Source organism: Deltaproteobacteria bacterium (assembly GCA_019308995.1).
GTDB lineage: Bacteria > Desulfobacterota > Desulfarculia > Adiutricales > JAFDHD01 > JAFDHD01.
In genome coordinates this window covers 1-25,799 of record JAFDHD010000018.1, presented here as the reverse complement: position 1 = coordinate 25,799, position 25,799 = coordinate 1, and the positions used below count along the sequence as shown (strand labels likewise).

26 protein-coding genes are annotated in these 25,799 nt (G+C 51.2%); 10 read left to right on the top strand and 16 right to left on the bottom strand.

Annotated features, from left to right (window positions below):
* Positions 1-59 precede the first annotated feature (59 nt).
* The 10 genes from JRI95_05295 to rpsF form a co-directional block, all read right to left on the bottom strand.
* The gene (locus tag JRI95_05295; protein ID MBW2060964.1) at positions 60-1,103 is read right to left on the bottom strand and encodes an HlyC/CorC family transporter; all 1,044 of its coding nucleotides are present in this window, start codon (positions 1,101-1,103) and stop codon (positions 60-62) included.
* A gap of 59 nt (positions 1,104-1,162) precedes the next feature.
* Positions 1,163-1,822, bottom strand: a complete 660-nt coding sequence (locus JRI95_05290) for a hypothetical protein (protein MBW2060963.1) — start codon at positions 1,820-1,822, stop codon at positions 1,163-1,165.
* Between the two features lie 10 nt (positions 1,823-1,832).
* Complete coding sequence (locus JRI95_05285; GenBank protein ID MBW2060962.1) at positions 1,833-2,345, bottom strand: hypothetical protein; 513 nt, start codon at positions 2,343-2,345, stop codon at positions 1,833-1,835.
* 219 nt (positions 2,346-2,564) lie between these two features.
* Positions 2,565-3,854 (bottom strand): MBL fold metallo-hydrolase, encoded by a 1,290-nt coding sequence (locus tag JRI95_05280; protein ID MBW2060961.1) that lies wholly within the window; start codon positions 3,852-3,854, stop codon positions 2,565-2,567.
* 77 nt (positions 3,855-3,931) lie between these two features.
* On the bottom strand, positions 3,932-5,593 hold the full coding sequence (gene hflX / locus JRI95_05275; GenBank protein ID MBW2060960.1) for a GTPase HflX: 1,662 nt from the start codon (positions 5,591-5,593) through the stop codon (positions 3,932-3,934).
* Between the two features lie 54 nt (positions 5,594-5,647).
* Positions 5,648-7,078 (bottom strand): replicative DNA helicase, encoded by a 1,431-nt coding sequence (gene dnaB, locus JRI95_05270; protein MBW2060959.1) that lies wholly within the window; start codon positions 7,076-7,078, stop codon positions 5,648-5,650.
* Positions 7,079-7,166: 88 nt separating this feature from the next.
* Positions 7,167-7,616 (bottom strand): 50S ribosomal protein L9, encoded by a 450-nt coding sequence (locus JRI95_05265; protein MBW2060958.1) that lies wholly within the window; start codon positions 7,614-7,616, stop codon positions 7,167-7,169.
* Between the two features lie 38 nt (positions 7,617-7,654).
* Positions 7,655-8,728 carry a DUF2232 domain-containing protein gene (locus JRI95_05260; protein MBW2060957.1) on the bottom strand — a complete coding sequence of 358 codons (1,074 nt, stop codon included), beginning with the start codon at positions 8,726-8,728 and terminating at the stop codon, positions 7,655-7,657.
* An 86-nt stretch (positions 8,729-8,814) separates the two neighbouring features.
* Entirely contained in the window at positions 8,815-9,063 is a 249-nt protein-coding gene (locus tag JRI95_05255; protein MBW2060956.1) for a 30S ribosomal protein S18, read from the bottom strand.
* A gap of 27 nt (positions 9,064-9,090) precedes the next feature.
* Entirely contained in the window at positions 9,091-9,693 is a 603-nt protein-coding gene (gene rpsF / locus JRI95_05250; protein ID MBW2060955.1) for a 30S ribosomal protein S6, read from the bottom strand.
* Between the two features lie 255 nt (positions 9,694-9,948).
* Here rpsF and JRI95_05245 point away from each other — a divergent pair, with 255 nt between their 5' ends.
* The 9 genes from JRI95_05245 (at position 9,949) to JRI95_05205 (ending at position 21,098) form a co-directional block, all read left to right on the top strand.
* Positions 9,949-11,388 (top strand): GAF domain-containing protein, encoded by a 1,440-nt coding sequence (locus JRI95_05245; GenBank protein MBW2060954.1) that lies wholly within the window; start codon positions 9,949-9,951, stop codon positions 11,386-11,388.
* A gap of 6 nt (positions 11,389-11,394) precedes the next feature.
* Entirely contained in the window at positions 11,395-12,417 is a 1,023-nt protein-coding gene (locus tag JRI95_05240; protein MBW2060953.1) for a rod shape-determining protein, read from the top strand.
* Between the two features lie 119 nt (positions 12,418-12,536).
* Positions 12,537-12,737 (top strand): hypothetical protein, encoded by a 201-nt coding sequence (locus JRI95_05235; protein MBW2060952.1) that lies wholly within the window; start codon positions 12,537-12,539, stop codon positions 12,735-12,737.
* A gap of 524 nt (positions 12,738-13,261) precedes the next feature.
* Entirely contained in the window at positions 13,262-14,041 is a 780-nt protein-coding gene (locus JRI95_05230) for a GntR family transcriptional regulator (GenBank protein ID MBW2060951.1), read from the top strand.
* A 74-nt stretch (positions 14,042-14,115) separates the two neighbouring features.
* Complete coding sequence (locus tag JRI95_05225) at positions 14,116-15,726, top strand: ABC transporter substrate-binding protein (protein ID MBW2060950.1); 1,611 nt, start codon at positions 14,116-14,118, stop codon at positions 15,724-15,726.
* 85 nt (positions 15,727-15,811) lie between these two features.
* Positions 15,812-17,167: an MmgE/PrpD family protein gene (locus tag JRI95_05220; protein ID MBW2060949.1), complete on the top strand. Its 1,356-nt coding sequence runs from the start codon at positions 15,812-15,814 to the stop codon at positions 17,165-17,167.
* A 56-nt stretch (positions 17,168-17,223) separates the two neighbouring features.
* Complete coding sequence (locus JRI95_05215) at positions 17,224-18,867, top strand: FAD-binding protein (GenBank protein MBW2060948.1); 1,644 nt, start codon at positions 17,224-17,226, stop codon at positions 18,865-18,867.
* Between the two features lie 61 nt (positions 18,868-18,928).
* Complete coding sequence (locus JRI95_05210; protein ID MBW2060947.1) at positions 18,929-19,141, top strand: hypothetical protein; 213 nt, start codon at positions 18,929-18,931, stop codon at positions 19,139-19,141.
* 340 nt (positions 19,142-19,481) lie between these two features.
* Positions 19,482-21,098: a sodium:solute symporter family protein gene (locus JRI95_05205; GenBank protein ID MBW2060946.1), complete on the top strand. Its 1,617-nt coding sequence runs from the start codon at positions 19,482-19,484 to the stop codon at positions 21,096-21,098.
* A gap of 131 nt (positions 21,099-21,229) precedes the next feature.
* Here JRI95_05205 and JRI95_05200 read toward each other — a convergent pair whose 3' ends face one another.
* The 6 genes from JRI95_05200 to JRI95_05175 are packed head-to-tail and all read right to left on the bottom strand — an operon-like array spanning position 21,230 to position 24,916.
* Positions 21,230-21,562: a NifB/NifX family molybdenum-iron cluster-binding protein gene (locus JRI95_05200; GenBank protein MBW2060945.1), complete on the bottom strand. Its 333-nt coding sequence runs from the start codon at positions 21,560-21,562 to the stop codon at positions 21,230-21,232.
* Positions 21,563-21,591: 29 nt separating this feature from the next.
* Positions 21,592-22,476, bottom strand: a complete 885-nt coding sequence (locus JRI95_05195; GenBank protein MBW2060944.1) for an ATP-binding protein — start codon at positions 22,474-22,476, stop codon at positions 21,592-21,594.
* A complete protein-coding gene (locus tag JRI95_05190; GenBank protein MBW2060943.1) occupies positions 22,469-23,332 on the bottom strand; it encodes an ATP-binding protein in 864 nt (287 codons plus the stop codon). The genes JRI95_05195 and JRI95_05190 overlap by 8 nt, the downstream gene beginning before the upstream one ends.
* On the bottom strand, positions 23,329-23,697 hold the full coding sequence (locus JRI95_05185) for a NifB/NifX family molybdenum-iron cluster-binding protein (GenBank protein ID MBW2060942.1): 369 nt from the start codon (positions 23,695-23,697) through the stop codon (positions 23,329-23,331). The genes JRI95_05190 and JRI95_05185 overlap by 4 nt, the downstream gene beginning before the upstream one ends.
* A gap of 30 nt (positions 23,698-23,727) precedes the next feature.
* Positions 23,728-24,543, bottom strand: a complete 816-nt coding sequence (locus JRI95_05180) for an Mrp/NBP35 family ATP-binding protein (GenBank protein MBW2060941.1) — start codon at positions 24,541-24,543, stop codon at positions 23,728-23,730.
* A gap of 10 nt (positions 24,544-24,553) precedes the next feature.
* Entirely contained in the window at positions 24,554-24,916 is a 363-nt protein-coding gene (locus tag JRI95_05175) for a DUF134 domain-containing protein (protein MBW2060940.1), read from the bottom strand.
* A 400-nt stretch (positions 24,917-25,316) separates the two neighbouring features.
* On the opposite strand from JRI95_05175, the gene JRI95_05170 reads away from it, so the two are divergent.
* Positions 25,317-25,718 carry an ATP-binding cassette domain-containing protein gene (locus JRI95_05170; GenBank protein ID MBW2060939.1) on the top strand — a complete coding sequence of 134 codons (402 nt, stop codon included), beginning with the start codon at positions 25,317-25,319 and terminating at the stop codon, positions 25,716-25,718.
* Positions 25,719-25,799: the final 81 nt, after the last annotated feature.

Here is a 25,799-nt window from a genome sequence, read left to right as displayed (position 1 = left end):
AAGATGTTGTCTGTCAAGGACGGAAGCAGAGAAGCTCAAACAAGGCCCCTTATTTATACTCACTCATAGAGACCTTCGTCTCTCCTTCGTTTAGCCCACTTTCTCCGGGCATACTCCTGCATATCTTCTATAGAATCAGATTCATCCACGATCTCCACGCCGAGCAGGGTTTCAATCGTATCTTCCAAGGTCACAATCCCGGCCGTGCCTCCATACTCATCCACCACCAGAAAGAGATGTTCACGCCGTTTAATGAATTCGTCGAGGATCTCGGCGATAGATTTGGATTCAGGCACAACATGAACGGGATGGACAATCGCTTCCAGCTTCTTGTCAGTCTGTTCTCGCGAAAACAGGTCCAGAAGCTCAAATCGGTAAACCATACCGATGATGTCGTCGAGGTCTTCACCAAAGACAGGGATTCGTGAAAAACGGAGCGGAGTATTCCCTTTGAGCACCTCACCTATGGTCTGGTCTTTAGGCTGCGCAAAAATAACGGCCCTGGGGGTCAGGATGTCTCTGGCGTATATTTTGTTCAGACGGAGGAGGTTCTTTATGATGCGCTCCTCTCTTTGAACTAATTCTCCTTCATCCTCGCCGATTTCGGCCGCCACAATTACCTCCTCCCGCGTTATTTTGATGATATCCTTCCGGGTCCCAATCAAACGGGAAACGCCTTCAATGATAACGACAAACGGATAGGCAACGACGATTAAAAAGCGAATCAAATATGCGGCCGGAGATGACAATTGCTTCCAGTAAACCGCCCCCAGCGTCTTGGGAACGATCTCCGCCAGAATCAAGATGCAAAAAGTTAGCACCCCTGATGACAAGGCAACCCATTTGCTGCCATAGAGGTGGAGGGTCTGAGCCCCGACACCGGCGGCGCCTAGGGTGTTGGCAATGGTATTTAAGGTCAAAATGGCCGCCAGGGGACGATTTATCCTTTCCTTCAGCCCCACAAGAATCCGCCCGCTCCTGAGTCCCTGTTTTTCCAGCAAGGCGGCATGGCTGTGGGTGAGAGACAGGAGGACCGCCTCTGAGAACGAGCAGATAAATGAGACGAAGAGGACGATAAAAAAGAAAAACAGTAAAAGGATCATAAGGCCTGACCTGCTTTCATAAAAGATAAAATAAAATCCACCCGGTTTCCCCAGGCAGATCAGCTCCTAGCTGAGCACGCGTTCTCACTGGTTCCGGGGCTGGAGCCATCCGCCTTACATGCCTGGATGGCCACCGGCACCAGAGGCAGCCAGTCATGCTCCTTGTTGTCGCCATATGTATGGTGGTAAAAGATCTGCTTCATGACCGGGCCATGCACGTAAACCAGGGCCTCGACCGGGCACTGCAGGGTAAAAATCCGGTCATGGTCCAGGAGGGGCCGCAGCATGGAGCTAAAAAAGTCCCTGGTATAAAAGAGCAGCCCTCGTGTCCCGTGAAAAAGGATTTCGATATTGAAAGCACCGTCCGGGAAACGCGTTCCCTGGAGCATGCCCTGGACCCAGGCATAGCTTTGGACCAATCCAGTCAGCTCTTCCTTTCTATTTATCAGAGGCGCTTTTTGCCTGACCAGGGGAACCAGGGCCTGATACACCAGATGAAGCGGAAGTTCAGAGCCGGGGCCGCTTTCGAGCCTCAGTTCAGCCCGGCCTTCCCCAGGATCGAGCCTCATCGAAGGCAAACCTTTGAGGCCGGTCAACTCCTGAAATAAATACTGGACACCCTCAGGATCAAGATAAAGATATGGGGACTTAAGCCAGTCCTGGGCCTGGGTTGAACGTTCTCTCAGGAAATTCAGGATGATTTCCAGGTTATCGTTCATGACTGATGCATCACGATTGAGTCATGAGCTGCAGGCGTACCGAGGAGGGGAGCAGCTGATCCAAAATAATGATGTATTTCTTATCAGCCAAGGTGAAGGTGACACTCTGGCCAACCTTGACGAGCACGGGCTGAATTCTGTTTTCTTCGAGGAAGTTAAACTGGAGCATGGCCTGCTTTGCCTCGCGATCAATCTCGAGACAGGCGACAACCAGGCGTCGGTCGAGCAGGGTCCGGGACGAGCCAAGCCGGATCAAGACCTTGGCCAGGGCCTGGTTGGCAGGTTTAGCGACATCACCCCGGACGCCCTGGTTCAGTTGTTCCTCCAGCCTGGCCGCCTTTTCTTTCTGGCGGCGGACCTCTAAAGCCAGGGCCTCAATGACCCTCTCCTTGGCGGCCAAGGCCTGCTCAAGCTTGTCAACGCGGGGTTTAATAGTCCGGCGTCCCTGGTCGTAGCTGAAATAATAAACCAGGGTGCATAAAAGGATCAAAGCGATGATCCGGATAATCCTGTCAGCACGCATGCGTCAAACCTTCTCCAGCCTCTGGTTCTGAATGTTTGAGTTCATCAAGGATAACACCAAACTCGATAGGAGTCCAAAATTTTCACCGGCTTCATCTCAAGCGTCGTTTGGGCCGAAAATACTTGACTGACTCTAGGCCCTCAACCGCCTTAAGGCAGAGGCAATGAAAGGCCAAACAGCATAAGGTGATTTGATTTCACCTGAGTTGAAAGTAAAACTTTAAGGATTACTATTTAAGTATATGAACTGTCTGTCTTTTTTTATGAAATGAGTCCAGGCGTTGCGGGACATCCAGCAGTAATCACCTAAGCTAAGCGCTTCCATGATTTTAATGCGTAATTTACGCGCCGCGATATTATCTGGAACAGCCTGAATGAGTACATCCAGAACTTGAAGCCCGAGCTGCGCCTGGCCCTGGTTAAAGAGCTCCCTGGCTCTGCGCAGGATTTTATCCTGATCCCCGATAAGCTTAAAAATCTCTGCGTTCACCTCTTTCTGGGGCCGCGGCAGAAGGTTAGCCGGATTGTGATCAAAGTAGCCATGGTACCAGCGGTAGGTGTTGAAGACGAAGAATTCCGGCCGGGAGTATGTGAACCGAAGATAGGGTTTGTCTTTGAGGTGATCTGGCAGTTTAACGGCATGAATCATTTCTGTTATGTGCATGTCTTTGTTGATGCACTCAACGACCTGATCATGCAGACTGCGGATGGCCTCAATGGTGTCTTCCAGAACTTCCAGAGCCTCTTTCCCTTGGTAAACAATCCCGGCCCCATTACAAAAGACGAACTCCGGATTCTTGGCTCGCACTTCTTCCAGAACCTTGGCCCAGTCCAGTGTAAACCGCGTCGGTTTCCAGGGGTTGCCAATGTTTGGGAAGGTACCGATGAGCAGGTCCCCGATAAAGGCCGCTCTGATCTCCGGGACCCAGATCCAGCAGACGTCGTCTGTTTCCCCGCGGGCGGAATGGAGTTCAAATGTCTTGCCGCCAATAGAAAGGGTCAATGTGCCTAAAAAAGTTCTGGTCGGATAGATCCAGTCATAAACCTGCCTTGGTCTTGCAGGAATATTAAACTGCTGCGATGCGATGCGGGCCCGGTGCTCCGCCAGCATTTTGTACTTATCCAGCCGGTCGGGCACGTACTTGTTGGCTATTATCTCCTTTGGACAGTCAGCCATGAAGACCGCGCATCCGCCCACATGATCCAGGTGGCCATGCGTGTAGATAATATATTTCACCTTGCCGCTGGTCTCGTGGATCTTGTTTAATGCTTGCCTGGCGGCCCATTTGGTCAGCAAGGTGTCTATGAGCACGACCCCGTCGTCGGTCTCCACCCAGGCGCAGCCGGAGATGGGCTGGCTGGCAGTGTAGACGTCCTTGAGCGGATGATGGAATTTGACTTTCTGGGACCACAGGCTCTGGGCGGCCCCTGCATTGTCAGCTTTTAAAAGGGGGAACCAAAGGACTAAAAAAAAGACAAGACACAGCATAAGGAATCTGGGTTTCTTCATATTCTGCCTCATAAAATTTTTTTCACAGTTTCCAGGTGATGCGGTTTATTCCCTGCGACACTGTACTTAAATGGACGCTAAAGCGCATATCCCTTGGCCTTCAGGGGCAAGTCGTCAAACCAGTGTAAACGGCGCTGAAGCTCCTTGACCAGGGGAGAGAAAGTGTCCGGATCAATGGCAGACAGGGCCAGGGCCCTGTACCTCCCGGCCAGGCCCGGAACGATCTTGGGATCAACCAGGTCAACCTTGTTCAGGACAGGCAAGACCGGAATGTGCGAGAGGTCAAGCCTGGCGAGCAGGTCGTTCACGGTTTGAATCTGTTCGGAAAATCGGGGGTTGGATGTATCAATGACATGGAGCAGCAGGTCCGCGATTGAAAGCTCTTCCAGGGTTGCGGCCAGGGCGTTAATAAGGTCAGGCGGCAAATCCTCGATAAAACCAACCGTATCAGTGATGATGATCGCCCGGTCCCGAGGGAACTTGAGCCTTCGGCTGGTGGGGTCAAGGGTGGCGAAAAGGCGGTCTTCGGCCAGCACGTTGCTGTGGGTCAGATTATTGAGGAGGGTAGACTTGCCCGCGTTGGTATAGCCTATAATGGAAACCACAGGCAGGCCTTCCCGGGCCCGACGGGCACGGTGCCTGCCGCGCTGGGCCTTGATGAGTTCCAGCTCTTTTTTCAAGCGGGATATTCTTTCCCGCACCCGGCGGCGGTTGATTTCCAGCTTGGTTTCACCCGGTCCCCTTCCCCCGATGCCGCCGGTCAGGCGCGACATGGCTGTATTCTTCCTGATCAGCCGGGGGAGAAGGTAGTTGAGCTGGGCCATCTCCACCTGAATCTTGCCTTCCCGGGTTCGGGCTCGTTGGGCGAAGATATCCAGAATGAGTTGTGTGCGGTCAATGATCCGCAGTTCAATCAAATCGCTCAGCCTGTTGATCTCAGCCGGACTCAAATCCTGACCAAAGACAAGGAGGTCCGCACCCAGCTGAAAGGCTCGAATAGTCAGCTCACTGAGCCGGTCCCGGCTAAGGAGACGCGAGGACCTGCTTTTGCGCTGATGAAGCAGAATCCTGTCCAGGACTTCGAGCCCCGCGGTCTGAGCCAGTTCCTCCAGTTCGGCCAGATGATCCTCGGCCTTTGCCTTATTAACAGCGGTCACACTGACCAGAATAGCCCGATCCACGGACCCGGCCGCCTGGGCGACCTTTTGAGTCCTGGCCAGCTCATCTTCCAGGGACCGGATCAAGACGGAAAAATCAATATCCAGGCTGGTCACGTTAGCCGCAGATATACGAGCCACCGTCTCCCTGCCGTCATTGGCCGGCAGGAGATGGGCGGCCTCGATCATTTGAGGAAGGCCTTCCGGGCCGACCTGAATGGCCGCAATCATGTCCAGGCGGAGCGCAGCTAGGTCGTTGAGGTCATCCTGAGTGAGGCCCTCACCGGACAGATGCGTATGCACCAGACGGAGGCCTTTAAGCCGGGTTAGAGCGCCTCTCTGCCGACCCATGATCGGAAGAAACAGGCCGCGGCTGTCTCCGACCACAACCGAAGCGACCGACCCGGAACGATTTAGCAGCAATCCGACCTGGCGGCCGATCTCGAATGAAATCCCGGATATCTCCCGGGCCAGCTCGAGACTGATAAGTGATTTAGGGGGAACCCGGCGACGGTAAATCTTTCGCAGCCGGTGGAGTTGGTTGGACTTAAGCCCGGTTGTCTGGCCTTCTAACTTACTAATAAGTTACGGCTCCTTGCGAATGAATCTGGTTAAGGAGGTTCTTATCCTTCGCCATTAATACTCCGCCTCATGCCGGGCCGCAGACCTGAACCGGGCGCAGGGGGACAGGAAGGTCAGATGCACCACACCGGTGGGGCCGTTACGCTGTTTACCGACCAGAAGCTCGGCCTTGCCTTTGACCTCTTCATAGTCAGGTTTGTAAATTTCCTCGCGAAAGACAAAGGTGATTACGTCCGCATCCTGTTCAATGGCCCCGGATTCCCTCAGGTCGGCCAGGATAGGCTTGCGGTCAGGCCGGCTCTCCACCTGGCGGTTTAACTGGGACAGCGCGACCACCGGCATGTTCAGTTCCTTGGCCAGGGCCTTGAGGGAGCGGCTGATTTCCGAAATCTCCTGCTCGCGGTTGTCGCTCCGGCCCCTTCTGCCTTCAGGGCTCAGGCCCCTGACTAGTTGAAGATAATCAACAATGATCATGCCCAAGTTCTGGCCCTGGTTCAGGAGTCTGGATTTAAGCCGCCGGGCCTTGGCGCGGATATCCAGAATACTGAGGTCCCCGCTATCGTCAATGTAAATGGGCGCCTCGGTCAGCTTGGTTGCAGCCTCGGTCAGGAGAGTAAAATCCGAACCCCGCAGCCGGCCGGTGCGCACGGCATGAAGGTCAATCCGGGCCAGGGAACAGAGCAGGCGGAGAAGTATCTGGTTCTGGGACATCTCCAGGGAGAAAAAGGCGACGCTGTATGGGTCCCCCTCTTTCATATCCCTTTCGTCCGGGATGGCGGCATTCATGGCGATGTTGAGGGCCAGAGCCGTCTTGCCCATGGAAGGACGGCCAGCGATTATGATCAGGTCTGAAGGCTGGAATCCAGAGGTCAGCAGGTCCAAATCCTTGAAGCCGGTGGGAACGCCAATGATCGAACCGCCGCTCCCATACCGATCCTCAATAATTTTAATGGTCCTGGTCAGCATCCCACTGTCTATAGGCTGAAGCGTTTGTTCGAGCCGCGTGTCACGGATGGAAAAGATAGACCTTTCCGCATCATCCAGGACCTGGTCCACCTCGCCAACCGAAGCAAAGCATTGTTCAGAAATCTGGCCGGAGGTGGTAATAAGCCGTCTGAGCACCGCCTTCTCGCGTACAATGCGGGCATAATGTTCAACGTTGGCCGCGGTACCGACCGCATCGGCCAACTCCGCCAGATAGGCCGGTCCACCAACTTTGTCCAGGGTCCCGGTCTTTTTCAGGGCCTCGGAGAGAGTAATCAGGTCCACCGGATCGCCGCGCTCGAATAGACCCCGCATACTGGCAAAGATGAGGCCATGCGCCTCGCGGTAAAAATCTTCTGCCTCGGTTCGCACCTCTAAGACTCGAACCAAGGCAGTCTCATCCCGTAGAATGGCCCCCAGGACCGATTGTTCGGCCTCAAGGCTCTGCGGAGGAAGCTTAAGCTCTTCCACCTTGGCGCCAGCAGCGCCAGTCTGCCTCACCGCGGCTTCGGATGCCTTTATACCTTCAACCAAGCTGTAAGCTCCCTTTCATCTGATGTGACCTCAAGCATGGCTGCACCGAAATGGGTCAATCCTCCGCCCTGATCACTGAAACCTTTATCATAGCAGTAACTTCTGAATGAAGTCTAATCGGAATCTCATAATCACCCAGGGCCTTGATCGGTTCAGCCAGCTTGATCTTGCGACGATCAACCTCCAGCCCTTGCTCGGCCATGGCCCTGGCCAGGTCCATGCTGGTGACCGAACCGTATAGCTTATCCTTTTCACCAGCCTTCTGGGCCATGGTCAAGAAAACTTTTTCAATCTGCCTTGCTATCTGTTCAGCCTGTTCCTTTTCCTTCAGAGACCGAACCTCGAATTCGGTTCGTGCCTTTTCATGGACCTTCAAATTGCCCGGCGTGGCCTCAACAGCCAACTGGCCGGGGATAAGTTTATTCCGGGCATATCCACGGGAAACGTCAACTATCTGACCGACTAAACCTAAGGCCTCCACATCCGTAGTCAGGATGACCCTCATTATTGTTCTCCTTTCATCATCACGCCCAAACTCCAGGCTCAGGAGTTGGACTGAGCCTTTTTCAGCCTCCTGAAATCAAACCAAAGATCGAACAGGCCCAACCCAACTATAATCAGACCCAGATACTGCTGCAAGGCAATGATCATATAAGTAATTACTCGAAAAAAGCGCGGCACCGCCTTAAGATCAAACCAGTAGGCCACAACAGATAAGCCCGCAAAGAAATAGATCAGGGCTAAAACCATGAGGCCGTTAAGCCCGATACTCCGGGATGCCTCTATTGGCAAAATCACGCAAAAACCGAAAAGAATAACTCCCCAAATCAAAACCTCCGGCGCCTTCCACTTCTTAAGATCAGCCAGATGATGCGGCAGAACCCCCTTCCACGCCAGGAGCCATCGGACGGCCATAAAATTGATCCAGGCCAGAAGGAGCACTCCTATAATCATCAGGCCGGGGAAAATGCGCACAAAAAGACTGGCGAGTTTGCCAAACTCCTCATCCGGGGCTGCTGACGGGAACTCGGCCTCTATTTTTCGCCCCTCGTCCTCACCGGTTATGCCAGAACGATCTTCGGCCTGATCTGATTCTAAAGGGGCGCGGCTTTGCTGCGCCGCGGTTAAGATGTCCTGGTAAATCCTGAACGTCTCCTCGATGTGGGTCTTAATGACATTCTGTCCATAGGCCCAGGGACTCTGCCCATGAAACGTGCTTGAAACGATCAAAACCGCTAACCCCAGCCCGAGCAAGGCTGCTGCCGGATAACCGATCACCTTTTCCGGAGGCAAAGAGAACCGTAAGCTCTCAGCCATGACCACCACCAGCAGACCGTACCCCAAAAACATCAGCCCACCGGCTAGGTTGGAATCCATGAAGAAAATGATCCCTACGACCAGGGTTGCCAGCCCGATCATGACCAGACCAATGGTTCTTCCCCGTTGATAATAAAAATAAAGAAGCGGAAGCGGCGTGAATAGACCAACCAATATTCCGAAGACCGGAAACAGGAGCATCGAGAAAAACAGGAATACTGAGGCCAGGATTCCCAGGACCAGCGCGGGATCGCGTATTACGAGCCCCACGGTTGAGCGGACTTCATGATCTTCGCTCATAACCCTTGTTTCACCCAGCCCTGACCACATCTAAAACCGGAGCGGCCCCTGTCCTTAGCTTTCCGGTGATAATAAAGTTCAAACGCTCAGCTACTCCCTGCCAAAGCTGCATACGGGAGAAGGGCCATTTCCCGAGCCCGTTTGATGGCAATGGAAAGTTGGCGTTGATGTTTGGCGCAAGTGCCTGTGATCCGGCGAGGAATCATCTTGCCACGATCGCTGGTAAAAAGGCGCAGGACATTGGCGTCCTTATAATCTATGGTCAAGCTCGTGTCAGAGCAAAAACGGCAAACCTTACGGCGATGGTAGGGTCTTCTTCTCTTATTGCGGTTCATTGGGGCGGCCATGAAAAACTCCTCTCATCAGCCCGGATGCGGCTCGGTTTGTGATTGGTCAGACTCGGAATCTGAAGACGTCTCCTTCGGCTCCACCGCCTCATCTTCAGTCAGGTCCTCAGTTCCCTCTGTGGAACTCTCTATGGCCTTTGCCTCAACCTCATCCTCAGTTTTATCTTCAATAACTGAATCCGCCGCGGTTATCGCAGAAGTCGAATCCTCTTTCAGCTCGATTTCTTCGGCCCGCTCTTTGGCCCTTGCCTCGGCTTCCTCCAGTGCTTTTTTCGCCTCAGCCTCCTGCCGGGCCAGCTCCTGCTGGTATTTCTCCTCGTTGAACCATCTTTCCTGAATCACACTCATGTACCTGAAAACCCGTTCATCAAGGCGCATTTGGCGTTCGATCTCCACTACCATGGCAGGCTGGCCCACATAATCCATCAGAAAGTAATAGCCGCGGCTCTGGCCCTGAATTTCATAAGCCAGCTTGCGGTGACCCCATTCATCCAGTTTGAGTAGCTGACCCTGCGTCTGGTCAATGATATCGGTGCATTTCTTTTTAATTTCGCTGATTTCCTCTTCAGGCAGGTCAGGATGGAGAAGAAACAGGGTTTCGTAACGTCTAGGTTCCATTTTATGATTAAAACCTCCTCACGGTCTCACAGCCCTTCCTCCCGGGGAAGAGCGAGGATGTCTCGGATCTGGTCCGAGAGTGAGCTTATGTTTATCGCATAACATTACTTCTCCGAGATGTCAAGAATATACGACTACATAAAAGAGGTGAACCAACCGGAGAAAAATCAGTTGACACCAGTGTGAATAATATTTTATCAAGGGAAGACTGCAAAGGAAAGACGCCTTGTTCAAAGACTGGTCCAACGGCTAACTATGGCCAGAATGCTATTACTAAATAAAGAGGTCCAAGGTCTGATTGAACTCATTAGCAATACAACCGAGGCCTATACCACCGCCCTATTCCTGGCCCCGAAGCCGGGCGAATCGCTTCAGCTAGTGGCCCATCATTCCTTGAGCCAAAACATCAATCCAGACGTCCGCATCGGCCCTGGGGAAGGACTTGTGGGCTGGGTCTTGAAAAATAACAAATCCGTGAATGTTGATAAATTCGACCTGGACACGCGTCGTCTTCTATTTTACCGGACTGACGAGTCCATCAAGTCCTTTATAGCCGTGCCGCTGCCAGGGATTAACGGCGTGCTGGCCGTGGACAGCAAACAGCGATACGTCTTTACAGACAAGAGCCAGAAAATCCTTCATCAATTCGGCCAGGTGCTGGAAATGACCCTTAAGCGCCTCCGGACAATAAACGAGGGCCAGCGCCGTAAGGAAGCCATGAAATTCTTGAGTGACCTGGAAGGCGCTCTTTACAAGAGGGATCAGTCCGGTGAACACCTGCGTCAGGCCGCAGCCCTGCTCCGGAAGTACGTGGGAGCGGACGCCTGCTTTCTGGCGAGCATCCTTCCGGAGGACCGAACCCAATACCAGTTGATCACTCACGACGCATACCGCAGCTATCCCCTGCATAAAAATCTCTTCAAGGCAAACCAGGGCCTGATGGGCTGGGTGATGCGGGAAAAAAAGCCCCTTAACCTTAAACGAATTCCACTGGGCACGAATAAATCCTATATCTTTTATCCCGAGGAACCTTTTAAAGACTTCACCGCCTTTGCCGGCTTGCCCCTGATCTGGGGCCGCCGCCTCCTGGGGGCTGTCTGCCTGAGCGCCCGAGAACCTTTCAACATTGACGAGACCAAAGCCCAGGCCTTGGAGATGTCAGCCGACAGACTGGCCGCTTCGTTGGAGCTGGAGCTTCTCCTGGGACGCATCTCTGATTTCAGCCGTCTGGATTCTCAGACCGGCTTGCCTCACCGGTCTGAATTCTGCCACTGTGTGGCGCGGATGCTCAAATCAACTTCGACTCCTCTGGCCCTAATAATAATCAGGCTGGAAAACCTGGAGGCAGTCAGTCTCAACCTCGGTCAGGAAGCGGCCGAAATGACTCTCAAAAAAGCAGCCGAGCACCTGCTCGCGCAGACCGAAGAAGATATCGAACTGGGACATCTTACCTACGGCACCTTTGGCGTGGCTCTCCTGAACCGCTCCGAAGCGGAGGTCAATCAAATTCGATCGAACCTGATCGAGACCCTGGAAAAACAGACGGCAGAATCGTCTCAAGGGCATGCCTCCCTTCAAATTAAAGCCGTCACGGCCCCTTATCCGTCTCCAACCCTCCGGGCCGAAGACCTGATCCATCAAACCCTGGCTTTACTGCAGGAACCGGAAACCTCACCTTCCTCAAACGGAGCTTGATGACTGATGTTTTTTGACAAAATATTAGGCTTTTTTTCAAAGGACCTAGCCATGGACCTGGGCACGGCCAATACGCTGATCTACCAGAAAGGCAGTGGCATCGTTTTGAACGAACCCTCTGTTGTCGCCCTGGCCCGGGAGACTGGTAAACTCCTGGCTGTGGGCCAGGAAGCCAAAGAATTCCTGGGACGGACTCCTAAAAAAATCGAGGCCATCCGGCCCATGAAAGATGGTGTCATCGCAGACTTCAAGGTCACCCAGGAAATGATCAAATACTTCCTGACCAAGGTCCAGGGGTCCCGCATGATCCACCCTCGAATAGTAATTGGAGTGCCCATCGGAATCACCCAGGTTGAAAAACGAGCCGTCATAGAAGCTGCGGAGTCGGCCGGCGCCCGATCGGTTCATCTGATAGACGAACCAATGGCGGCAGCCATCGGCGCTAACCTCAATATTGAGGAACCATACGGGCGTATGGTCGTGGACATCGGCGGCGGAACAACAGAGGTGGCCGTGATCAGCCTATCCGCCATTGCCTATGCTGAATCCATCCGGGTTGCTGGAGACGAAGCTAACGATGCCGTCACGCGTTACATGCAAAGAAAATTTCAGCTCCTCATCGGCGAAAACTCGGCGGAGCAGACAAAAATGATCATTGGCAACGCCTTCCCTAAAGAGGCGCCCCCCACTTATGATATCGCGGGTAAGGATGTCGTTTCCGGACGGCCCAAAGTCGTGACCGTGACTGAGAAAGAAATACGCACCGCCTTGGCCGAACCCATCCAGGCTATTCTCCAGGCCATCCGAAGGGCCCTGGAAAAAACCCCCCCTGAACTTTCATCAGATATTTATGACAGCGGGATTACCTTAACTGGTGGAGGCGCCTTACTCAAGGGGCTGGATAAATTGATCTCCCATTACACCAAGCTTAAAGTGAACATGACCGAAGACCCTCTGAAGAGCGTTGTCCTCGGAACCGGTATTGCCGTCGAAAACATGCGGCTCTACCGACATGTCTTTATCAACTAATGCCTGACACGGGTTGAAGAAAGACTTGCTACATCTACTCAAGGCCGCTATAATAAAAACAGAGTTTTGTTACGGCCGAAGCCTGAGAGAGGGGTTGGTTTAATTAAGGAGGAACTTTAATGAAAAAATTTCTGACGAGTGAGGAATTGGAAGGTCGTTTAAACTGTTTTGGAGAGTTTGATGAAAGCGATAGGGTCTGCCTGAAGCACTGTGCTTTAAACATCAACTGCGCCATCGCCAAGAACGAGTATTTCAACTTCCAATTCATGAACGATTCCATCTCGTCAATTATTCGCTTTGATACAGAATATAATAATTAATTAAAATCATTAGATAAAAGAAGATTCACCTTTAACTGGCTGCGTCTAAGTTGCATTTGGTTGCAGCCTGTCAAGTTCATGCACCTCTGATTTAAACTTACCCGGTATGCAGTGACCACAGGTATCGCAGGTAATGTCATACCCGAATGGCCCAGCTGATAGCTTACATCCCCCACATTATGACCTTGAGAAGCCGTATGGTGGCATAAGTATGTCTCTTGGGTCATGGGTGTGTATTCTGCGAAATCCTGTACATTCTAGACACCGAAAAACGGTCTCTCAAAAAGAGCTTCGATTAAGCATCTCTCCTTTTTGGTCAGCAAACACCCATTCTGGAACCGGACGGCCAGTTTTAAGCGCCCTCTTTTTCTAAGTCACCGGCAGGGCTTTTAATGTTTAGGCCGAACGGGTAGTCATATCAACCTGGCGTCTTTTTTTGCTTGACAATCAGGAGAACGGCCATTAACATTTAGTATTAAAGACATAACTTTATAGCCAAAAATCCTTTTCTTAAAAATAAAAAGATGATGAAACCTTCTTTACAAAAAGAGGTCATTCCTCTCTACAGCCGCATCGCGTCCACCCTCAGAAACAGGATTACTTCCGGACAATATGAACCTGGCGGTAAATTGTTAAGCGAGGAAGGCTTTGTCCAGCATTTCGGAGTCAGTAGAATTACGGTTCGTAAGGCCCTCTCTCAACTTGAAATGGAAGGGCTTATCGTTCGCAATCGCGGCAGAGGAACCTTTGTGTCGCAAACAATTCCCGCCAAGAAACAATCCATTTATACCAGCGTTAGAGACATCGTGCTCAGCATAGAAAGAAGTGAGATCAAGCCTCTCGGCATCCAGAAAGTAAAGGTTGGACAAACTCGGGTAGCACATGACATCCGCGCCTTTTTCGGCCTCTCCAATGCAGACGAAATTGCTCAGATCCGCAGGGTCCTTCTGCGCAAAGGAACCCCTCTCCATTTTTTTGAAAATTTTATGCCTTTAGGGATTGCAAAGCATATTACCTTAAAAGATATTGCCGAAAAAAAGGCCATCATCAAAATTTTGCAAGAAAAAATGGACCTGAAGATTGGTCGAGGTGAAATGTACCTCGAGGCGATTCCCGCAGATCCGGATATCGCAAAGATTCTTCGATGCCAGGTTTTTGATTCGTTTGTTCGCGCCCAGGTCTTCTTCTGGCTCCCCTCTGATGAACCGTTCGAAATAGTGAATTATTTTATAAGAGCGGATAACTTCAAATACAAGATTGATATTGACACGAATGATTTTGAAAACAGTACACTCGATATTTAATCCCCTGCTGGCCAACGCGGAAAGCGTTCATATAACATAAGATCACTCTTACTTTTTTCAGGAGGAGGAACAAAATGAAACCATTACCAAAAGCAAGATTCCTGGTTCTGAAGGGAACCAATGCATGGCTCATTTGTTTATTATCTCTATTTATGATCGGTTTATTCGTTGTGGCCCCTGCCATAGCTGTGGAACCGCAATACGGGGGGACGCTTCGTGTCGCCATGACGCCTCCAAGATCCCTTGATCCGCACATGGAGACTTACCAGCAAACAACCATGGTTACAAATAACACTAACAACCGCCTTTTGCGCTGGAACAGGGATCTGACGGGTGTCGAACTCGATCTGGCTGAAAGCTGGAGACGAATCAACGATCTCACCTATGAATTCAAGATCCGTAAGGGCGTTCGTTTTCATGATCTCCCGCCGGTCAACGGCCGCGAACTCACTTCAGCGGACGTTAAGTACAGCATCGAAAGGATGGCCGGGATGTATGGTAAAAGTTCCAAGTTCAAGCATAAATACTATTTCGAGAACAGATTGACCTCGATCGAGACGCCGGATAAATACACCATTATATTCAAGACCAAAGAGCCTTATGCACCTTTTATTCCTTATATAGCTTCTGACTGGTCTGCCATTGTACCCAAGGAAGCGGTGGAGGAATTCGAGGATTTGAGGAGAAAGGCTATCGGCACCGGGCCGTTCATGTTCAAGGAATTCGTGCGCGGCTCCCACATTACCCTGGTCAAGAATCCAAATTATTTCAAGAAGGGACTGCCATACTTGGACAAGATCCATATAAAAATTATGCGTGATCCTGCGGCGGTGATGTCAGCCTTTTTAGCCAAAAAGCTGGATGCGTTCGGGCCCTATTTTTTCCAGGTTCCAACGATCAAGAAGGAAGCCCCCGAAGCTGTGATCTTGAGAAGAAAATCCATGCACTGCTGGATTCTCAGAGTTCCGCCCTGTGTCAAGGATTATGAATCCCTCAAACCGCCCTTCAATGACAGGAGGGTAAGGCAGGCCATTAGCATGGCCATTGATAAAAAGAAATTATTAAAGCTGGCCTGGGGCGGGGCTGGCACGGTCCAAATAGGTAATGTGCCTAATTTCCCTCCATACTCATTAACCGAAGCCGATCAGGTGGAATACAACCCCGAAAAGGCCAAGAAACTTCTAGCTGAGGCCGGCTACCCCAACGGGTTTGAGACAGATTTTATCACGTGGAACCTGCCTTACATGACTATGCCAGCCCAGGTGATCAAGGAGATGCTCAAGGGGGTGGGCATCCAGGCTAATCTGAAGACCATGGAGATGGCCCAGTACTTTAACAAGATTTATCGGTTTAACTACGAAATGGCTTTGCATGTAATGACGGCCGGATACGACCCGGATGACTGGCTCGGCCATTACTTCGGTTCGCCCGAAGAAACCACCACTTATAAATGGTGCAACCGAAAGGTCTGGAAACTGATTGTCGAACAAAGGAGAACCCTGGACAAACAGAAGCGCACCGCACTGATCCATGAGATTCAAAAAGAGTTGATGAGGGACGGAGCCACGACTTTTCTATATACTCAGGATCGGTTTAACGCCCACTGGCCTTATGTTCACCGTCCTTATTACTACCACCCCAATGATCCGCTCATGGGTGAGCTAGTATGGCTGGAGAAACACTGATCCCCGGATGGTGAGTTGATTAGGAGGTCGTCTGCCTCTCAAGGCAGACGGCCTTTCCCCTGTTAATCGTCGGAGATGAATAAAAATGAGCCCCACCCAAACGATCGCTGAATTTATTACACGGTATGATCGGAACGATCTGTCTCAAGAGGCCCTGGAGAGGGCCAAGGTCTCCATTATGGATTATGTGGGAGTGACCTTAGCGGGCATCTCGGAAGAAAGCTCCGTCATTGTGAGAAGAATCATAACAGGCATGGGCGGAAAGCCCCAGGCCACCGTATGGGGAAGTGATCTGAAAACGTCGGTTATGCTGGCCGCCCTGGCCAATGGCACGGCAGCTCATGCCTTGGATTATGATGACACCAATGCGGTTATGATGGCGCATCCGAGCATCCAGCTTCTTCCCGCTCTTTTTGCCTTAGGTGAGTACGAGCACCTAACCGGGGAAGAGGTCATCCTGGCTTATGTGGTTGGGTTCGAGGTCGGGGCCAGACTAGGCCGGGCGCTGAATCCAAATTTTGTCATTCAGGGCTGGTTCCCGGTGGGGCCGCTGGGAGTCCTGATGCAAACGGCGGCCTGCTCAAAGCTACTTGGTTTAGATTCAGATCAAATCCGGATGGCCCTGGGGCTCGCAACGAACCTTGCTTCAGGACTCAGATGTAATAACGGAACCATGGCCAAACCCCTCATGTCAGGAAGCGCAGCCTCCAACGCCATTTTAGCTTCCTTGCTGGCCTCCGAGGGGATGAGCGCCAGTGAGAGCGCGCTTGAAGATCGTTTCGGATTTTTTGAAAATTTCAGCCGTGGAGATATGACCAGATTGGAGCAGGCGGTTGAATCTTTGGGAGCGCCTCTTGAAATTTTACACTCTGGAATCTCTTACAAACTTTATCCCTGCTGTGCAGGCACGCACACAGCCATTGACTGCGCCCTGGACATTGCGCAGAATTATTCTCTAAATGTAGATAACATTGAAGAGATAGAAGTTTCGATTACTTCGGGTGTCAAGTACCTTTTGATTCATCCCAGGCCAAAAACAGAGACCGAGGCCAAATTCAGCCTGGAATACTGCGTCGCCAGGGCGATCCTGGATGGCCAAATAGGGCTGGACCAGTTCACATCAGAGAAGATTGAAGACCCGGCCCTCCAGACTCTAATCAAAAAAGTAAAACCCAATTATGGAGACCAGAGATCTTTATCCGTGGAGATACAGGTGCGGATGAATTCCGGTGACACTTATTCTTCGCAAGTTACAGAGGCCAAAGGCACCCCAGGCAATCCTCTAAACTGGCCGGACCTAGAACAGAAGTTTCAACAATGCGCCAAAAGCCTCTTATCGGACGAAGAGGTCCGTCAAACACTGGAGCAGTTGAAGCATTTTGAACGATTGCAGGATGTAGCCCAATTCGTTGCCACATTTATCCAGACCGGGAGTCAGTGAGTCGTACTCGGGATAAATCTATCGTTTTGATAAAGATAAACTAGAAAGACATCTTGATGGCCCCTATAATACATCAGGTTGTGGAGACCGAGGTCCTGGTAATTGGGGGTGGTGCGGCCGGGGTTCGCGCCGCCATAGAGGCATGCCGCCAGGGCTGTCAGGTCACAATCCTTTCGATATCTAAAGTTGGATATGGCAATAATTCAGCCATTTCTTATGGTGGATTTTCAGCCGCAATTAAGGAAGGTCATGGTGAAGATTCTCCCCAGCGCCATTACGAGGACACCATGGTCGGGGGATGCTGGCTCAATCAACCTGAACTGGCGCGTATTCTGACGAATCAAGTTCCATCAGAGGTCAAGGCCCTGGAGCGGATGGGGGTTTATTTTGAAAAGGACACCAAAGGGAAATATGTATTAATGCCTCGAGGTGGACATTCGGTAGCGCGAAGGCTAACCACGTCCAAGCATAGCGGTCTGGCCTTGCTTTCTCCTCTTGTGAAGTATGCTGATGGCCTGAACATCGCCAAATTAGAGGGCTATAAAGCTGTCCGGCTTTTAATGCAGGATGGCCGGATCAGTGGGATTTTGGGGATCAATCAACAAGGGGAATGGGCCGCTATTTCTGCAAAATCGGTGGTGTTGGCGACCGGCGGCGGTGGCGCGCTTTATCCGGAAACCACCAACGTGCCGGCCGCCACCGGTGAAGGTTATGTATTGGCCTATGAGGCAGGATTGACGCTTCAGGACATGGAGTTCGTTCAGTTTGTAATCGTTAACCGGCAAGAACCCGGTGTTCCCAGGCGCCTTCCGCCTGTAGAAGTGTTTTTACTGAAAGGAGCAAAGCTTAAGAACGCGGATGAAGAGGACCTGATCGCCTCAAGCGGCATAACCACGACCTTCACGCGGGATGTCATCACTCGAATTGTGGCCCGTGAGATGATGAGGGACGAAGAAGAAGGTGGTTTGGTATATCTTGATTTAAGCGAATTACCAAGAGATGAGATCGAGAAAATTGAAAACCTGAAAAAAGATGCCATAAAAGTTCATCCAGCCGCTCATTTCTTTATGGGCGGGGTCAAAGTTGACGGGCGTCTGGGTACATCAATTGAAGGACTATATACGGCCGGCGAAGTCATGGGTGGAGTTCACGGAGCAAACCGGTTAGGGGGTAATGCCTTGGCCGAGACATTTGTTTTTGGATCCATGGCTGGCTCGCTGGCGGCCAGATTAGCTAACCGATGCGGAGAAGTCCGTTTATTCCGGCTGGACCAAGCCCACCAAGCCATTGAGAAGATTATGGAAAGCTTTGGGCGAAATCAAGGGGGGAAGTATCCGAATCAGAACTTAGCAGAATTACAGACGCAATTGACAGCAATCATGGGAGAATGCGCCGGAGCTGTAAGGCACCGAAAAAAATTGGAAGAGGGGCTCAGCCGATTGGAAGCTTTAAAGGATTCGGTTCCCGGTCTTTCCTTTATCAAATCTAAAGATGGTTGGTCCCTGTTCACTTTCCAACATAAACTTACCGTATCAGAAATGATTCTAAAGGCCGCTTTGAAAAGAGAGGAAAGCCGTGGCGCGCATTTTCGGGAGGATTTTCCAAATCAAGATGACAAATCCTGGCGTGTCAATATCTGTATTCAAAAAGATGAAAAGGAAAAAATGAAACTTACTCTGGAGCCAGTTCTCTGCCTATGATGACATCGAATATAATGCACGAAAAAAAGTAATATTAGAATCACTCAAAGGGGGACAAACTATGCAACTAGATCCAAACCGTAAGTTCTGGAACCCGGAAAGAGAAACCATGTCCAGGGACGAACTCAGAGACTTCCAATTTAAAGCCTTACAGAAACAGCTCAAATATAACTATGAAAATGGGCCTTTCTACAAGGAAAGATTCGATCGCGAAGGCATCCCGCCCGGCTATGGAATCCCCAGCGTGCGATTCACAAAAGCCAGTACATCCTGAAGCTATATGAAAAGCAGTCTGAAGATGAGGACATTACCGAGGTTCATCACCTGAAGAAGGAGTGAACCTAAACCACTAGGCCCAGACGAAAGGAATCGTTACGCTAAATGGATTAAACTGTCATTCCCGTGAAAAAGGGAATCTATAAAGGAACGTATTTTTGACAATTGCTGATTTTGGGGAAAGTTAAGATATAAATTCATCCTTGACAACCGGTTTTCCCGCCGGTATACCTCAGATCACTAAAATTCATAACAGGAATGCAAGTTATGCTAGGCTTATAAGGCCATCCCGGCTTGCAGGGGATGGCCTTTAAATTTCAGTGCATTTGGAGATGGATATGTTCACCAAAATTCTCGTGCTGACTCTTTATATCCTGGGGCTGTTTTTGATTGGATGGTGGGCCCGAACTCGGTGGAGAGATTCAGCCGAGTCTTACTTCTTGGCCGGCCGATCTTTAAGTCCGATAATCTTCTTGGCAACCATGGCCGCGACCAACTTCTCGGCCTTCACCGTGTTCGGCTGTTCCGGCGCCGGTTACAGGGACGGTTACGCCTTCTATCCTATTATCGGCTTTGGCACCGGATTCATGGCCATAACCTTCTGGGTCATCGGCCGCCGAGCGCGGGAACTAGGGCAATCCTCTGGAGCACTAACTCCGCCGGACCTGGTCAGAGCGGCCTATGACAGCCGGGGCGTGTCCACCCTGGTAGCCATAGTCCTGATCATCTTTACCATACCTTACCTTGCCCTCCAGCCCATTGCTGCCGGTTATGCCCTTCAGGAACTTTTAGGCCTGGATTATCTCTGGGGTGCGGCTCTGGTCACCGCCGTCATTACCATCTACACCCTCAGAGGAGGCCTCAAAGCTGTGGCCCGAACGGATGCTCTTCAAGGACTGATTATGCTCACCGTGCTGCTGCTGGCCTTGATCCTGATCGCCAATCAGGCTGGAGGCTTAACCACCGCTGGCCGAAAGCTGATGACCCAGTACCCGGATTTATTTTCACGGCCCGGCGGTCAGAGCCGCTACGTGCCAGCCATCTGGTTTTCTTTTATCTTCCTGTGGTTCTTCTGCGACCCCATGTTCCCACAGCTCTTCCAGCGTTTCCTGGCGGCGCGTGATAATCAAACCATCCGGCGAACCATGCTGGCCTATCCTTTTGTATGTTCAATCGTCTTTATCCTCCCGGTGACTATTGGCGTCCTGGGCCGATTGAACCATCCAGGATTGACTGGAAAAGAAGCGGACCGCATCCTGCCATTACTTGCCGCTGGCCTGGACATCCCGATCCTGGGCGCCCTTGTCATAGCTTGCGGGCTGGCTGCCTTGATGTCTACCATGGACTCCCAGCTGCTCACTCTATCCTCGATCTTTTCCCAGGATCTCTATCCTCTTTTTAAAAAAAGTGAGACTCCAAACGGGGTGGCGGCAAGAGTTTTTGTCGTTATTCTGGCCCTGGCTGGACTGGGCCTGGCCATCCGTCCACCCGGAACCATTTTAACTATCGCGCAGCAGACGTTTACCGGGCTGGCCGTTCTATTTCCGACTGTTCTCTTTGGATTATATCCTAGCTGGCGCTCAAGTACGGGAGGGATCGTTTCCATCCTCGTAGGAGAAGGAGCCCTTCTTCTCGCCTTTTTCGGCCACCTGCCTACATGGGGGTTTCTATCGGTAGTGCCTATCTTAGTTTTAACCTTTGGCAGTTATCTCCTGGTGGCCGGAGCCGAACGCCTTTTAAAAGGCCAGCCTCTTGCCTGGCCCAAGGCCTTTCTCTTCTCGCCCTATACCTGGGCCTTTGCGGCTATTTTTGTCCTGGCCATAGACTGGTGGCGCTGGGGCAAGCCAGCCAGCCTGATCTTTGGCTGGCCGGCCTGGATCATTCATTTCCTGGTTCTATCAACCCTCCAGACCTTGGTCATGGTTCGCTGGACCAGAAAATCTAAACTTAAATAAGCGGGAATATTCTTAAAAGGATTACGCCTGATTAATCGGCTTCCTGCCAGCTAACCTGGTGCAACCCTGATCATTAATGCAAATATTTAGGAGCACGGGGCCTCTGCCCTATAGCACTCTAAAACTCAACATCAATGGTCACAGACATTGTCTCCGATGATCAAAGCATCTGAGAGATATTGCTGAACCAGTTCCTCAGGACCCAGATTTGGAGCGCCGGTGACGACCTTGATGTTGTTCTGCTGGAAAAGTTGAACGGCTCTCTGGCCCATGCCTCCGGCAATGATGATGTCCACCCCTAATTCATGTAGCCAACGCGGGAGCGCCCCGGGTTCATGAGCTGGCGGAGAAGAAAGTTCCTTATCTGTTACTTCCTGATCTTCCACATTAATAATTGCAAATTGGTTTGCATGACCGAAATGGAGTGTCAGCCGCCCATCGGCTAAAGGAATTGCAATCTTCATCGTTGATACCTCCATATTTTATTTTAATCTCAAGCTGCCTTTTTTAAGCGGGCTAACGTTTCGACGCGCGTCCAGATCTTTCTGACCTCATCTGCCAGGCCGCTTGCCTGATACTCTGTTATCGTCTGTACCTGAACCATGGCTTCGGTAAAGGCATGGTCATAAGGCAGCTTACCGACCAGATTCAGGTGATGATCCTGGCAGAAATTTTCAATGGTACGAACCTGATCGAGGTTAATATCGTATTTATTGATGATAACCGCAACCGGAATTTTAAAGTGCTCACAGAGGTCCACCACGCGGTCCAGGTCATGAGTGCCTGAAGGGGTTGGCTCGGTCACGATCACTGCCAGATCGGTTCCACTCAAAGAGCTGATAACCGGACACCCAATGCCAGGGGCGCCGTCAGACAGGATCAAATCATAACCTTCTTTCTCGGCCATACCGCGCGCCTGCTGGCGAAGCAATGAAACCAGGAGCCCGGAGTTCTCCTCACCGGGAAAGAGCTGGGCATGCACCAGGGGACCAAACCTGGTTTTGGATAAATACCACTGCCCGCAGCGCCGCATAGGAAACTCGATCGCATCGGCTGGGCAGAAATGGACACAGACCTTGCACCCCTCGCAGGCAAGCTGGTCCACTACCAGCCCATCTGGGGTCTCTTTAATCGCATCAAAGTGACATCGTTCAATACATTCGCCGCAGCCGGTGCATAAAGTCTGATCAATGATCGCTTCATGGCCGGAAAAAAATTCCTCAAGGTACTCGTTTTCAGGCTTTAAAATGAGGTGCAGGTCCGGGGCGTCCACATCTAAGTCGCAAAGGATATGGTTCGAGGCCAGATGAGCAAAGGCCGCTGTCAGGGACGTCTTTCCCGTGCCTCCTTTACCGCTGAGTATGGTGATTTCAGGCATAGCGGGCCTCCTTCATCCTTCTGTCGGCTAAGTCGCGAATCCGAGAGCTTAGTTCAAGGAACATATTTTGATACTCGGGCAGGGCATCAACTATGACCTCACCCCGGGAGTATGCTTCCGCCACCTGACGATCATAGGGAATCTCCAACAGGATGGGCAGCCCGGTGGCATGGCAGTAATCATAAACGCCTTTATCTCCAATCCCGGTCCGGTTGATAACAACCCCCATGGGCGCACCGATCGGAGTAAAGGCTTCCCGGGCCAGCTTCAGATCGTAAAATCCAAACGGTGTCGGTTCAGTAACCAGAACAATGACGTCCGTGTCTTTGACCGCGTTTACAGCCGGACAACTCACGCCCGGCGGAGCGTCAATGATCACATCCCTGGATGAATCAAGGCGCTTCTTGGCCGCTCGCATCAAAGGCGGACTCATGGCCTCCCCAACCCTAAGGCGGCCCATAAGAAAATCAATCTCACCGGCCCAGCCCCACAAAACCTCTCCCAGCTCCCTGGTATCCGGGCTTAACGCACCTTCCGGACAGACCGCCAGGCAGCCGCCGCAGCCATGGCACATTTCAGGGAAGGTCAGGATATACTCTCCCAACACAGAAATGGCCTTAAACTGGCAAATCTCGGAACAAGCCCCGCAGGCGGTGCATTTGTCCTGATCAGCCAAAGGTATTTCCATCATGGAAATCTCTCGCCCGGTTAGCTCCGGCTTGAGGTAAAGCGCAAGGTTTGGCTCCTCCACGTCCAGATCAACGGCCTGAACAGGCCTGTCCCAGACCTTGACCAAGGCAGCGGCCACAGTAGTCTTACCAGTGCCTCCCTTGCCACTGGCAATGGCGATAATCATCTCCAGTGTCCCTCCCGACTGGGCTGACTCGCTATTTCAACATGACCCGCCTTATAGCGAGTAACGGCTTCACGCACGGTAACTCCTTCCAGACCCTGACCCATCTTGATGTTAGCAGCGTTCAAAGCCTGATAGGCTCTAGGGCCGACAAAGCCGCTCAGCACCGCTTCCACGCCTGCATTGGCCATGGCTTGTGCAGATTGAATCCCCGCGCCCTGGGCCACGGTGTCTATTGATGAATTGTCCATTACCTCGAACTCAAGGGTTTCAAGGTCAACGATCAAAAAATTTGGCGCCCGGCCAAACCTGGGATCAACCTGATCATCCAGGGTCTGACCCTGGCAGGCAACAGCTATTTTAGCCATTTGTAACTCCTCCTGAAGTTCAGTTGTATGTTATATTTCAACCCGAGCCACGACCGCGTCTGTCATTTCCTTGTACGGTTCGCTAAATGGGCGGCCATGCTCCGAGGCTTCGACTACTTCGGGATCAAACGGAATTCGTCCTAAAAATGTAACTCCGAAACTCTCTGCCATACTCTGACCGCCGCCGGTCTTGAAAAATTCAATATGCCCACCACAATGAGGGCAGGTCATCCCGCTCATATTCTCCACAACACCCAGGATGGGCATGTTGACCTGGCGGCAGAAATCTATGGACTTGCGCACATCGGCCAGGGCCACCTCTTGCGGCGTTGTGACCAGAAGGGCCATGGCATCGGGGATGGTCTGAGCCACGGTCAGGGGCTCGTCCCCGGTCCCGGGTGGGCTGTCTATAACCAGGTAATCCAGCTCATCCCACTCAATGTCGGAAATAAATTGACGAATGACGCCGATCTTAAGCGGCCCACGCCAGATGACTGATTTATCTTTGTCTGGGAGCAGAGGCTCAATGGAAATAACGGCAAGATTAGGTGAATAAGGTATGGGGCGAGGCTTGTCACCGCCTGGAAACGTAGCATTCAGCCCCATGATCCGGGGCACACTCGGGCCATGGAGGTCAACATCCATCAGCCCGACTTTATAGCCTTTTTCAGCCAGATTGATAGCCAGATTCACGGCCACGGTGCTTTTGCCCACGCCTCCCTTGCCGCTCATGACCAGGACCTTATTCCTGATCCGACCAAGGGTACTTTTAATTTCTTCGTCCTGATGCTCCCTTTCCTTCTCTCGGTCTGGAGTTGGGTTTATTTGCTGTACTTTTTCCGTCATTTTTCCTTCCTTATTCTGATTTTATGGTTTCGGAAACCATAGGCCATTCTGGCCGGTTAGTAATCCTCCGGCGATCCTCCTCACTGATCTCATAATGGCCGCCTTCAATCCGCAGGGCCATGCCCTGGACCACTGCCTGGGCCAGGGTCTTACGAGCTGCAGAAAGAATACGGCCAAAGGTTTGCCTGGAGACCTTCATTCTCTCTGAAGCCTGGTCCTGGTCCAGGCCCTCGATTTCGACAAGACGGAGGGCCTCGAAACCCTCCACAGGCAGAACAACCTCTTCAAGCATTCTCATAGGAACCCGATGCGGCTTGAAGAAGGTTATGTCAGGCAAGGCCTGGATGAAACGGTATTTCGGCGGACGAGGCATTAATATCCTTTTTTCCTTTTTGAGCCTATGCTCATTAATATAATAATCTTCTTTGTCTTATTGTCAAGGATTATTTCGAGCATACGCTCATTTTTCGGTTGAAATAAAAGTTAAAGTTAATTCTAGGAATTAAATGAAAGTTATTGTAATAAAAGGTAATTTTTATTATATTGAATACTTTAATTTGGGAAAAGACCTTCGGCTTCAGCAGAAGACTCACACCTGACATGCAAGGTAGGCTCATGATCTGTCGGCTAAAAACGACAGAACCCCCAAAACCATATTTGCAGATAGATTCCCCCGGCTAAAGCCGGCAACTCCGATCGGAGTTGACCAAACATTATCACGTCGTATCCTCGCGATAATATTTGGAAGGACTCATTCATCCACGGGTAAACCCGTGGTATTCTGTCTTCGACCGCATAAAATAGTTGCCCAGGGAATAGGGAGAACATGGCAAATTGCTAACCCATTTCCCAATTACACCCTCTATGAAAATGTTAAAGTGAGTTGTTTGGTCAATGACGACGTTCATGAAAATATGAACGAACGAGTGATGGAATGCTTAAGTCTCGTTGGTCTCGGTGAATTAATAAATGAGAAAGCTCGCAATTTACCAATTGGTAACTTACAGCGATTAGAAATTGCTCGTGCTCTGGCGACAAGTCCTTATTTGCTGTTATTAGACGAACCGTTTGGTGGGCTTACTCACAGCGAGATACAAGGTTTAAAAAGATTAATAAGCGAACTTCAATCCAAGGGAGTAACCATTTTTAACGGATGTTCCGTAAGAAGGCCATAAGGCTGTCAGGTTGTAAGTATTTGTAAATAGAGCTATTTTCTTCTCGATTGAAGTTTTCGTTTAGTGTCTACCTTTCCTTTT